The sequence below is a fragment of the Vibrio sp. ArtGut-C1 genome (assembly GCF_002105475.1).
Taxonomy (GTDB): Bacteria; Pseudomonadota; Gammaproteobacteria; order Enterobacterales; family Vibrionaceae; genus Vibrio; species Vibrio diabolicus.
This window is the reverse complement of record NZ_NCTH01000005.1, coordinates 228382-240553: the sequence shown is the minus strand read 5'-3', so window position 1 is coordinate 240553 and position 12172 is coordinate 228382. Positions and strand designations below refer to the sequence as shown.

The following is a 12172-nucleotide window of genomic DNA, read 5'->3' as shown; positions in this document are numbered from 1 at the left end:
GTGATACCACTGCGGAGTGGTAGTTCAGTTGGTTAGAATACCGGCCTGTCACGCCGGGGGTCGCGGGTTCGAGTCCCGTCCACTCCGCCACTTATTTGAGAGTCGTCTCATTAAACACGAACTGCAGGGGTGTAGCTCCAATTGGCAGAGCAGCGGATTCCAAATCCGCGTGTTGGGAGTTCGAATCTCTCCACCCCTGCCATATATCAAGGCTCTGACTTAGGTCAGAGCCTTTTTCGTTTCTAACGAATAGTTCGAATAGTTGTCGATATCTGATACACATTGATCTTAAGAACATATTACATCGGTGACTTAAGCCATTCTATTTTACCTTGCAATAGATTGCGTCACTAAGCTTCGGTGTATCGTTTTACCCCTTCTTACCTCTCTTCATACTCCCATTATTCTTCGTTAGTGAGCTAGTTGATTTACTACTTGATCTATATGACGTGTATAGAAAAGGTTAGTGGTTACATTGGCTTGGATGATTACTGACTTGGTTCCTGTTATTATCATGAGTTAATGCTAATAATTAGGAAGTAAGTTTATGCCACATTTTCGATTCCGTGCTGTAGAGCCGCAAGCTGTTCAGGCACTATCAAAGCCTCTGACGGATGAACTTCAGCCTCTGATGGACTGTCCGCGTGAGGATTTTACTTTTGAGTATATCTACACTACGTTTTTCAATGAGGGCGAGGTGAGTGCTGCATATCCTTTTGTCGAAGTGCTTTGGTTTGACCGTGGTCAGGAAGTACAAGATAAAGTTGCTAAGCTTATTACACAGCAAGTTCGTGGTATTGCTGGTGCAGATATTGATGTTGCAGTTATCTTTTCAGCTTTATCCCCTAAAGCTTATTACGATAATGGCGAACACTACTAAAGGCTAAAATCTATGAAGCTGAGTTTCATTGTATCTTTGGGTTTATGTTTCTCAGCTTCTGTATACTCTACTCCTTGGGAGTCTGTTGCTAATCCTACCCAAAACTCTTCTTCCTCTATTGGTAGCTATGCTAACGGTTGTTTGGATGGTGCATTACCTTTGCCTCTTGATGGCGTTGGTTATCAAGTTTTACGTAGTAAAACGAAACGCTACTATGGGCACCCTAAAACGATAGAGTTTATTGAAAACCTAGCGCTTAAAGCTCATCAAAATCTCAACACAACGCTGCTTATAGGTGACCTGTCTTTACCACGAGGAGGAAGGTTTTCTTCTGGCCATTCTAGTCACCAAACTGGGTTAGATATTGATATCTGGTTAAGACTCGCTGACCAACCGCTTTCTTATAACGAATTACAACTCCCTAAGCCAATGAGTGTGGTGGACTTAAAAGGGTATTCCATACTTAACCATCGCTGGGAAGATAGGCACTTTAGGCTGATTCGATATGCTGCACAGAGTGAGGATGTTGCACGAATTTTTGTACATCCTGTCATTAAGGAGCAGCTTTGCTCGCAAGAAGAAGGCAAAGAACGTTCTTGGTTACGTAAAGTTCGCCCTTGGTGGGGGCATCATTACCACTTCCACGTCAGGTTATCTTGTCCTGAGTCGAGTGGCTATTGTGTTGAACAAGCTCTGCCTCCCGCTGGTGATGGTTGTGGGGTAGAGCTTGCTAGTTGGGGACCGAAAGTTAAGCCTATCGATAAGCCTCCGTCTGCGAAAGTTATTGCTAAGCCCAGGCGAAAAAAAGCGATTCCACCGCAATGCCAATCACTTATCTCTACTAACTAGAGTGACTCTACAGGTTTATATTCCCTTACGTATCTCTTTTATGAAACTGGAGAAACATCATACTTTTGTCTACAGTGAATAATACCAATACAAAAACTAACCTAATTAGTTTTGGTGACATAATATAGAAATCTAAATTAAACAAAGAGTTGTAGTATAGATAAGTCGTAACTTCTCTGTTTAGAAAGATCTTTCGTCACGATACTTTGGTTTCTTAGCAATATGTCTGTCAGTTGGCTAGCGAAGCAATAACAAGGCAGACAAGTGTGTGAGGCGGGAATGGATACTTCTCCTGCTAGAAGAGTAAATCAAGGATAAAACCATGACTATGATTTGTGCAAAAGAATTTGCAGAGTGGTTAAGACACAGATTTAGCAGTGAAACAAAAGGGGTCTTATTGACTCGGGTTGATGTAAACCATCTGACAGGACGTCAGCGTCTTGATCCCGGTTTTGTTAATGATGTGCATTACGAGCTGATGCAATATGGAATGGCTTTCGTTACGGATACGAGCCGAGAAAACTTTTATCTTGTACCGGTTTCCCAAGCTGAAAATTGGCGAGATCGGTTAGAGTCTCATTTTGAAAAAGAGTTGTTTTGTAATATCTATCCTATTGAAAAGTCGGGTTAAAAAAAGGTTCAACTTTGTCTCCAAAGTTGAACCTACTTGTTCTTATGCTAACCCTTGAATAATCACGAATTTCTCCAGTAACTGCTCTTCTGTTTCTACATGATCCGGGTCTGTGATAATGCATTTTGTAATCGGGCACACTGACTGACAGGTCGGCTTTTCGTAATGTCCCTTACACTCTGTACATAGAGCTGGGTCAATTTCGAAAATGCTTTCTCCCATGCTGATTGCCCCATTGGGGCATTCGGGATCACACATGTCGCAGTTAATGCATTTGTCAGTAATGAGCAAAGCCATGATTACTTACCAGTCGGGTTACGGGTGTCCTGCCCTGAGTTTAAGTTACGCATCAATAGACCGTATTCTAAATCTAGATCTGCTGGTACTGGAATGAAGACGAAGTGACCATTCCCTTTGGCATCCTCAATAGACTCTGACTTACGGTTTTCCATCGCTTCTAGCGTGAAAACAACATTACCTTTTGGCGTCATTAGCTCAAGACTATCACCGACAAGGAATTTGTTTTTCACTTCTACTTCAGCCATATCGCCACGACGTTTACCAGTGAACTCACCGACAAACTGTTGAGCATCAGAAACTGAGTAGCCGTAATCGTAATTCTGGTAGGTGTCGTGAGTATGACGACGTAGGAAGCCTTCGGTATAGCCACGGTGAGCTAGGCTCTCTAGTGTGCCCATTAGGCTTTCATCAAATGGTCGGCCTGCTACAGCATCATCAATCGCTTTACGGTAAACCTGTGCAGTACGAGCACAGTAATAGAATGATTTAGTACGACCTTCGATTTTCAGCGAGTGCACACCCATCTTGGTTAGGCGCTCAACATGCTGTACCGCACGTAGGTCTTTAGAGTTCATGATGTAAGTACCATGTTCATCTTCGTACGCTGCCATTTTTTCTTCTGGACGGTGCGCTTCAGAAAGTAGAACGACTTCATCCGTTGGTTTACCACGACCAATTGTGGTTTCAGGGCGTTCGTCTTGTACTTCGACAGGCTGTGCTTCAGATGGGTCAAACTTCTCTACAATATCACCAGCGTCGTTTTCTTTGCCTTCTTCCACTTTGTATTCCCAACGGCACGCGTTGGTGCAAGTGCCTTGGTTAGGATCACGTTTGTTTATGTAACCAGAAAGTAGGCAACGACCAGAATAAGCCATGCATAATGCACCGTGAACGAATACTTCAAGTTCAGTTTCAGGACAATGCTCACGAATTTCTTCGATTTCTTCTAGAGATAGCTCGCGAGAAACGATCACTCGTTCCACGCCATTCGCTGCCCAGAACTTAACAGTCGCCCAGTTTACAGCGTTTGCTTGTACAGAAAGGTGAATTGGCATTTCTGGGAAAGCTTCACGAACCATCATGATTAGACCTGGATCTGACATGATCAATGCGTCAGGACCCATTTCTACGATTGGTTTAAGATCACGGATGAAGGTTTTTAGCTTCGAGTTGTGTGGTTGAATGTTACATACCACATAAAGCTTTTTGCCTAGAGCATGCGCTTCATCGATACCGATTTTTAGGTTTTCGTGGTTAAACTCATTGTTACGTACGCGAAGGCTGTAGCGAGGTTGGCCAGCGTAAACTGCATCTGCGCCGTAGGCGAATGCGTAACGCATGTTTTTCAGGCTTCCCGCAGGAGACAGTAGCTCAGGTACGGATGCTTTCTCAGTTGTCATTGCTCAATTCTCTTTTATCTGATCACAAGTCAGGCCAATTCCACCTAATGGAAATGGGGCGCAAATTTTACGTCAAAATGTGAACTGTGACTAGGGTAATTGTGCTTCAGATAGAAAAACGCCCTCAAAAAAAGTGAGGGCGTTATGGTTAACCTTTATACAACATTAAGCGTTGGGATTTGGTAAGCCGCCTAGCGCATCATATAGGTTGGGTAGGAAAGCACTGAACTCCCCACACATCAGAGAGAAGTCTGCATCAAATCGAGCCGCTTGATCTTCACGTGGAATATCGTCATTTTGATCTTTCAATTCATCAGAGAATTTTAGACGCTTAATACCCGCATCTTCTGTCATGATGAATTCAATACGATCTTGCCAATTAAGTGCAAGCTTCGTTACGACTTTATCTGCTGCGATGTGGTTGCGGATTTCATCTGTGGTCAGCTCTTGCTTCTTACAACGAATCACGCCACCTTCTTCAAGCACGGATTTTAGCTCAGCTTCGTCCATCATGGTGATACCTTGAGGTGTGTCGCCCGTTTTCACCCACTCGGTTAGCGTTGTTTCAATCGCTACTTCTGGAATGGCAGGAACAACAGGTAAACTACCCATGGTTTTACGAAGTAGTGCTAATACGTCTTCCGCTTTTTTGTAGCTGCTTGCGTCAACAAGGATGAACCCTTCTTTTGGCATGATGAGCACGTGAGTGTGGCTGCTGCGGCTAAATGCGCGAGGCAGTAAATCCATTACGATGTCATCTTTCAGGTTGTCTTTCTCTTTCTTCTTCAGAGGACGACCTTCTTGCGCTTCCATTGCTTCTACTTTTGCATTCAATGACTCTTTGATCACTGAGGCAGGTAGCATTTTCTCTTCTTTCTTGGCGCAAATCAGAATGCGGTTTTCTGACACGTGAGTCATCATGTCGCCATGTCTACCCATTGCACTGACCCAGCCAAATTTCTGTTTATCTTGACTGCCACATGGGGTGAATCGGAATTCAGACAGTTGAGTTTCTAGTTGTTCGGCGTTGAAAGTAACCTCGCGGTTAACGCGGTATACCAGACAGTTTTTAAACCACATAAATCTTCTCTAGGCTTGATGACAAGGGACTAATCATAGGGAATTTTTGTGCTGATGTCTTAATAGAAATGAAAAATATCCGAATGAACCTCAAAAGAAAGTTATATGAAAATTTGTTTTCAAAGGTCACAAAAGTGTCATAATTGGTAGTGATAATGCTTATGCATAGAGAGGCGCTTTGTCTCTTAAATTCATTAGCTCAACGAACATAAGGTTACTCAATTATGTCTAGAAGGATTCTGGTTGTTGAAGACGAAGCTCCTATTCGCGAAATGCTGTGCTTCGTACTTGAGCAGAAAGGTTACCAAGCGGTAGAAGCGGAAGATTACGATACTGCAGTAACCAAACTGGCTGAACCCTTCCCTGATTTAGTTTTACTGGATTGGATGTTACCAGGCGGCAGCGGCATTAACTTCATCAAGCATATGAAGCGAGAGGAATTAACGCGCAACATTCCAGTTGTGATGCTTACCGCTCGTGGTGAAGAAGAAGATAAAGTGCGCGGTTTAGAAGTCGGTGCGGATGACTACATTACTAAGCCATTTTCTCCTAAAGAGTTGGTTGCCCGTTTAAAAGCGGTGATTCGTCGCGTAACCCCGACCGCACTGGAAGACGTAATTGATGTGCAGGGATTGAAGCTTGATCCTGTATCACACCGTGTCACGGCTAATGATGCACCATTAGATATGGGCCCAACAGAGTTTAAAATGCTGCATTTTTTCATGACGCATCAAGAGCGTGTGTATAGCCGTGAGCAGCTATTAAACAATGTTTGGGGTACTAACGTGTATGTTGAAGATCGTACGGTCGATGTTCATATTCGCCGCCTGCGTAAAGCATTGGAAGCCGCAGGTCATGATAAGCTGATCCAAACTGTTCGTGGTGCTGGATACCGCTTCTCGACAAAGGCATAAATTAACACGCAGCTTATCGGTACCATTTCTGGAGTTATGAGTGGTTGAAAGATTAACGTGGAAAAAGCTGGCCTGGGAGCTGGCTTTTTTTTACACCCCATGGGTGATAGTAGGTTGGATATTCGGTTATATGCCGTGGTTGCTTTTGGCAGCTACGGCATTGCAGCTTGTGTGGCATTTGCATAACCAAGTACGTTTATCTTCTTGGTTATGGGATGAAAAGCGCCTGACGCCACCGTCTGGTAGCGGTAACTGGGAATCTTTGTTCAATGGCTTGTATCGCTTACAGCAGCGCCAACGCCGTAAACGCAAAGAGCTTACTAATCTCATTCGCCGATTCAGAAATGGTGCGGAATCGTTACCCGATGCCGTCGTGGTGTTCCGTGCTGAAGGCAATATCGTTTGGTGTAACAAACTGGCTCAACACTTATTGGGTTTCCATTGGCCGGAAGACTCCGGTCAACCTATCTCCAACCTCATTCGTACGCCTGATTTTATCAAGTACCTCAACAAGAAAGACTTCTCTGAACCATTGGAAATGCGCTCACCACTCAATGTCGAACGCATGCTAGAACTACGTATAGTACCGTATACCGAAGGTGAACATTTGATGGTGGTGCGTGATGTTAGCCAGTTAAAACAACTTGAGGGAATGCGCCGTAATTTCTTTGCTAACGTTTCTCATGAACTGCGTACACCAATGACGGTCCTGCAAGGTTATTTGGAGATGACAGAAGACCCTGACATGGTTGTGGGCCCAATGTGGAGCAAAGCGCATGGTGTGATGACAGAGCAGCTCAACCGCATGAACAGTTTGGTGAACCAACTACTGACGCTATCTAAAATTGAAGCGGCACCTATGCATGAGCTTGAAGAAGTCGTGAATGTACCTGCGATGCTCGAAGTACTAGAAAAAGAGGCGGTCAGCCTTAGTGGGGACAACCAACATAAATTGAAATTTGATGTTGATGCTAGCCTACGCGTACTGGGCGATGATGACCAGTTACGTAGTGCTATCTCTAACCTCGTTTATAATGCTGTCAAATACACACCGCCTGGCGCGAACATTAATGTTCGTTGGTTCCAGACATCTCAAGGCGCATGCTTAGAGGTGGAGGATAGTGGTGATGGTATAGAGCCTCAGCACCTCCATCGACTTACTGAGCGTTTTTATCGCGTCGATAAAGCAAGATCACGCGATACCGGAGGGAGTGGGTTAGGGTTGGCCATTGTAAAACACGCGCTGAGTCACCATGATTCTCATTTAGAAATTCACAGTGAAGTAGGTGTGGGCAGTAAGTTTTCTTTCGTATTGCCTGAGCGTTTGGTGGTGAAATAATGGCTTTACGATTGGCAAAAACATTCAGTTTATTCGCGCTTGTTTATTCCTGTATGGCTGTCGCTCAAGATAAGCCATTGCCGAATTATCATAAAACGACTGGGATTGTTGGGAACTTGCTCTCTGTCGGATCCGATACGCTTGCGGGCATGACGACACTTTGGGTTGAAGAGTTTAAATCCATTTACCCGAATATTAATGCGCAAGTCCAAGCGTCTGGCTCTTCTACTGCTCCCCCAGCATTGACCGAACAAACAGCTCAGTTTGGTCCCATGAGTCGCCCGATGCGTTTAAGAGAGGTTGAAGCGTTTGAACGTGAACATGGTTACAAGCCAACGGCGCTTAGAGTTGCGATCGATGCAATAGGTATTTTTGTTCATCAAGACAATCCAATTCAAGGGCTTAACTTTAGTCAGTTAGATGCTTTGTTTTCTGCCACGCTACGCTGTGGTGAAAGTCAATTTGTCACAAACTGGCAGCAACTCGGTCTTGAATCACAGTGGGCAAAGCGAAACGTACAGTTGTTTGGTCGTAACTCCGTTTCTGGAACTTATGGTTACTTCAAAAGCAATGCCTTATGTGGCGGCGACTTTAAAACCCGAGTTAACGAGCAGCCAGGCTCCGCGTCAGTTGTGCAAGCTGTAGCGTCAACCATCAGTGGAATTGGTTATTCCGGTGTCGGTTATCGAGTGGCAGGCGTGCGCTTAGTTCCGGTGGCAAAAATAGGAAATGACTACGTGACTCCAACGCGAGAACATATTGTTAGTGGTAAGTATCCACTATCACGTTACTTATATGTTTACGTGAATAAGCACCCGGATTACCCATTAACACCAATTGAAGCTGAGTTTATTCGCTTTATCTTTTCTGCTCAGGGACAAGCGTTGGTTGAGAAAGATGGTTATGTGCCCATTACGGCAGACTTTGCAGAAGAAGAGTTAAAAAAAGTCGGCCTGTAAGCCGACTTTTTGTTTAGGTATGAACAGTGCGAGATCAGAAAGTGAGTGTCCACTTCGCGCTGCTCCATCGTTCTTGTTCTTCCTGTAAATCAGCATGAAGCAATTTGTTGCTTTCTAGCCATGCTTCATCTGTGCACGTAAGAATCCATTCATCATTTTTGATGGATAAAGTGATGTCAGGCAATGGATCTTCGTTACGCTGTCCATTTAATACGATAGAAAGTCGTAATATTTTGATGAGGCTTATCACGTCACTTTGTTTGTAGAGGTTGAAATCTGGCAGTTCTTGCAGTTTAAGTGCTTTGCGTTGGAAGCGGGCTAATGTTGCGAGCACTAATTGCTGTTCACGGTTGAAGCCTTGTAGAGTGGAATGCAACAGAATATAGAAAGAGTGACGATGGAAGCTACGTAAGTTGATACTTAATCCGACTTCATGAAGCAATGCTGCCCATTCTAGTAAGTCAAATAACTCACTCTTTTTCTTAATGCCTAGTTCAGAGCGCACCTGACATAACATCTCACGTGCATGGCCTTTAACACGAGCAGCATGCTCTAAGTCAACCCGGTGTTTGTTGGCTAAATTTTCAGTTGTGCGCATACGTATATCGGAGCGCGCAAAACGCTCTTCCATTTCGTACAACAGACCTTCGCGCAGAGCACCATCGGAGAAAAACATCTGCTCAATGCGAAGCGCTTTGAAAATCGCGGACAAAATCGCCACGCCTGCCGCGAATACGGGCTTACGTTCTTCTGTTAAACCTGTCAGTTCAATCTCTTCAATTGAATCAAAATTACACAGAGTTTCAATAAGCGTGTCCAGTCTCTTCGCGGTGATCAGGCCATCTTCAAAACCTAATCCTACTAGCACTTCTTGAATCGCTTTGATGGTTCCTGATGAGCCGAGAGCGATATCCCAGCCTTTTTTACGGTATGCTGAAGCGATGGACTCGAGTTTTTGCTCGGCGGCTAACATCGCTTTATTAAAGTTTTTCCCAGACAGTTTGCCGTTTTTAAAATATTGCTCTGTAAAGCTGACACATCCCATCTGTTTACTGTTGAGAAGCTCAGGTTCAAACTCTTGTCCAATGATCATTTCGGTACTGCCGCCGCCAATATCAACGACCAACTTGGAGTTTGACTCTACTTGAGTGTGAGCGACACCTAAGTAAATCAAGCGGGCTTCTTCTTCCCCTGGGATGATTTCTATTGGGAAGGGCATCACTTCTTTCGCACGCTCAATGAATAGATGAGCATTTTTAGCGCGTCTTAGTGTGTGTGTCGCGGCGATACGCACATTCGACTCATCAAGCCCTTGCAGTCTCTCAGCGAACATGGCTAAGCACTCTAACGCACGTTCCATCGCGGAACGACTTAAGTTCAATTCACTGTCGAGTCCTGATGCTAAGCGAACACGCTGTTTATGACGGCTAACCAGTTGTAAGTCACTGCCTACAACCTTGGCCACCACCATGTGGAAACTGTTTGAGCCGAGGTCTATCGCGGCAATGTAGCGAGTATCTTGTTCAAGTATTTGAGGCATCTGAATTTTGTTTTCTAGTTTGCTTTTCTATATTTTTAAGATAGTCATAGATAGCGATTTGAGAACGAACTTTTTTGCGATTACCTCGTGGTACATAAGCGTTGCTCATTTCCTTATCTATAAAACGAGCCTTTACTGTATCGGTAAAATGGATATTCGTTATATCAATAATTCTCTGTTTCAAACGTGGATCACGGACTGGCGCCGCCACCTCAATGCGGTGATCGATATTTCTTGTCATCCAGTCAGCGGAAGAGATATAGACTTGCGGATCGCCATCGTTATGGGTAATCACCACGCGCGGGTGTTCCAAAAAGCGGTCAACAATACTGATGATGCGAATATTGTCGCTGATCCCCTCAATGCCCGGTACTAATGAGCACATGCCGCGAATGATCATATTTATTTTCACTCCCGCCGTACTTGCTCCATATAGCTTATTGACGATGCCCTTATCGACTAGATTATTGACCTTGATCGTAAGAGCGGCTTTCTTTCCTAGCTTGGCATTCGCAATTTCATTATCAATTAAGCGGTAGATTTGGGTTCGAGAATTACGTGGAGATACCATGAGGTGGTTGAACTTCACTGGGCGGTATGGATTCTCAATATAACCGAAGACATTACGAACTTCGTTAGTGATTTCTTGATCTGCGGTAAGGAGAGAGAAGTCGGTATAAATTCGTGCCGTCTTCTCATGGAAGTTGCCTGTGCCGATGTGCGCGTAGCGAATAATCTCTTCACCTTCACGGCGACTGATCATCAGTAGCTTTGAATGAATCTTAAGGCCAGGCGCTCCGAAGATGACGTGCACACCAGCTTCGGTCAACACTTTTGACCATTCGATATTGGCTTCTTCATCAAAGCGAGCCTGCAGCTCCACGACCACGGTGACGTTTTTGCCGTTGTGCACGGCATCAATTAACGAGTTCATCAAGCGAGAATCTTTCGCGACACGGTAAATGTTAATCTTGATACTAAGCACTTTCGGATCGAAGGAGGCTTGGCGTACCAACTCACTAATGTGGTCAAAAGTGTGGTAGGGGTAATAGAGTAGAATATCTTTCGCTTTAATCGCATCAAAGCTGTTAGCGTAACCTTCGAAATCGGCGCATTTCATTGGCGGAAGCGGTTTATTTTCAAGGTACTCTCGCCCAACATTTGGAAACGCAATGAAGTCTTTAAAATTGTGATAGCGGCCGCCGGGAATAAGGTTATCGTAATTAGAGATATTGAGCTTGTTACAAAGAAACTCTAGCATTTGGGGCGGCATATCACGTTCGTAGACGAAGCGAACGGGCTTTGCTGTCAGTCGCTGATTGACACCCTCTGACATTTGTTCAAGCAAGCTGTACTCGATTTCATTGCGTAAATCGTATTCGGCGTCACGCGTCATTTTCATCGCATAGCCGCTAAGCTCATCATAATCAAAAAAGCCTTTGAACAGCTCGTCCAAACAATGGCGGATAATATTATCAAGTAAGATGATGGTTTTTCGACGCTTTCCTTTCTGTTCTGGTACCATCACAAAGCGGGGAAGGTGATCGGTCGGAATTTCGATCAGAGCGTATTGGTAATGTTCTTCTTTACGTAGCTCTACGGCGATGTAAGCGTACTCGTCTTTGAGAAATTGCAGAACATCGATCTCATCTTTCATTAGCAGAGGAGTGATATGCGGCATGACCTCTCTACGGAAGTATTTCGCGATCCACTTTTGTTGCGATTCATCCAGTTGTTGCTCGTTGACCAAGAAAATGCGACGTCGCGCCATTTCTCGAATCAATTCGCTGTAAAGCTCATCAAATTGTTCGTTAAGCTTGAGTGCTTTCGACTGCATTTTGGTTAACAGTCGTTTAGGGCTATCACTGCCACCGCGCTCTTGGCTGATTAAGATTCTGCGCTTCACGTCCGCAAAGCGTACTTTGTAAAATTCATCTAAATTGTTGGAAAAGATCCCAAGAAAGCGAATACGTTCGATCAAAGGGACGGTTTTATCGGCAGCTTCTTGTAATACTCGTTCGTTGAAAGACAACCAACTAAGTTCTTTTTCTATATATAGTTTTTCTGCGCTCATAACCTTACCTAGCCAAAAGTGAAGTAATACGTACTCATCTTGGAAAAATGGATGAGTGAGAACATTATGAGATTTTCATTACAGATTTATTTCATACCACGCATTGCATAAGAGTTGTATTCTTTTCAGGTGTTTAATGTGATCTGTAATATAATTGTCATCTTAACGACATATTCTAGTACTAAGTCAAAAAAGGTAGAGATTTA

At 44.1% G+C, this 12172-nt stretch carries 11 protein-coding genes and 2 tRNA genes; 8 read left to right on the top strand and 5 right to left on the bottom strand.

The genetic code is table 11. From position 1 onward, the window contains the following. Positions 1–13 precede the first annotated feature (13 nt). The 5 genes from B7360_RS06870 (at position 14) to B7360_RS06850 (ending at position 2360) form a co-directional block, all read left to right on the top strand. Positions 14–90 (top strand) — tRNA-Asp (locus B7360_RS06870). Between the two features lie 35 nt (positions 91–125). Then, a tRNA-Trp gene (locus B7360_RS06865) sits at positions 126–202 on the top strand. A gap of 345 nt (positions 203–547) precedes the next feature. Then, entirely contained in the window at positions 548–880 is a 333-nt protein-coding gene (locus B7360_RS06860; RefSeq protein WP_005391613.1) for a DUF1904 domain-containing protein, read from the top strand. Between the two features lie 12 nt (positions 881–892). Then, positions 893–1729 (top strand): penicillin-insensitive murein endopeptidase, encoded by an 837-nt coding sequence (mepA, locus tag B7360_RS06855; RefSeq protein WP_085343061.1) that lies wholly within the window; start codon positions 893–895, stop codon positions 1727–1729. Positions 1730–2051: 322 nt separating this feature from the next. Beyond that, complete coding sequence (locus B7360_RS06850; RefSeq protein WP_005391608.1) at positions 2052–2360, top strand: hypothetical protein; 309 nt, start codon at positions 2052–2054, stop codon at positions 2358–2360. 42 nt (positions 2361–2402) lie between these two features. On the opposite strand, the gene B7360_RS06845 is transcribed toward B7360_RS06850, so the two are convergent. The 3 genes from B7360_RS06845 to rdgC form a co-directional block, all read right to left on the bottom strand. After that, a complete protein-coding gene (locus tag B7360_RS06845) occupies positions 2403–2657 on the bottom strand; it encodes a YfhL family 4Fe-4S dicluster ferredoxin (protein WP_031780214.1) in 255 nt (84 codons plus the stop codon). Between the two features lie 2 nt (positions 2658–2659). Next, positions 2660–4060 carry a tRNA 5-hydroxyuridine modification protein YegQ gene (gene yegQ, locus B7360_RS06840; protein WP_085343059.1) on the bottom strand — a complete coding sequence of 467 codons (1401 nt, stop codon included), beginning with the start codon at positions 4058–4060 and terminating at the stop codon, positions 2660–2662. 165 nt (positions 4061–4225) lie between these two features. Next, positions 4226–5140: a recombination-associated protein RdgC gene (gene rdgC / locus B7360_RS06835; RefSeq protein WP_005391604.1), complete on the bottom strand. Its 915-nt coding sequence runs from the start codon at positions 5138–5140 to the stop codon at positions 4226–4228. A 224-nt stretch (positions 5141–5364) separates the two neighbouring features. On the opposite strand from rdgC, the gene phoB reads away from it, so the two are divergent. The 3 genes from phoB to B7360_RS06815 are packed head-to-tail and all read left to right on the top strand — an operon-like array spanning position 5365 to position 8352. Continuing rightward, positions 5365–6054, top strand: coding sequence for a phosphate regulon transcriptional regulator PhoB (gene phoB, locus B7360_RS06825; RefSeq protein WP_005381752.1), 690 nt, complete (start codon positions 5365–5367; stop codon positions 6052–6054). Positions 6055–6094: 40 nt separating this feature from the next. Next, complete coding sequence (phoR, locus tag B7360_RS06820) at positions 6095–7393, top strand: phosphate regulon sensor histidine kinase PhoR (protein WP_005383667.1); 1299 nt, start codon at positions 6095–6097, stop codon at positions 7391–7393. Beyond that, positions 7393–8352 (top strand): PstS family phosphate ABC transporter substrate-binding protein, encoded by a 960-nt coding sequence (locus B7360_RS06815; RefSeq protein WP_085343058.1) that lies wholly within the window; start codon positions 7393–7395, stop codon positions 8350–8352. Before phoR ends, B7360_RS06815 begins: the two co-directional genes overlap by 1 nt. Positions 8353–8386: 34 nt before the next feature. Here B7360_RS06815 and ppx read toward each other — a convergent pair whose 3' ends face one another. Both ppx and ppk1 read right to left on the bottom strand, forming a co-directional pair. Beyond that, the gene (gene ppx, locus B7360_RS06810; RefSeq protein ID WP_085343056.1) at positions 8387–9892 is read right to left on the bottom strand and encodes an exopolyphosphatase; all 1506 of its coding nucleotides are present in this window, start codon (positions 9890–9892) and stop codon (positions 8387–8389) included. Further along, positions 9876–11966 (bottom strand): polyphosphate kinase 1, encoded by a 2091-nt coding sequence (gene ppk1 / locus B7360_RS06805; RefSeq protein WP_005391598.1) that lies wholly within the window; start codon positions 11964–11966, stop codon positions 9876–9878. Before ppk1 ends, ppx begins: the two co-directional genes overlap by 17 nt. Positions 11967–12172: the final 206 nt, after the last annotated feature.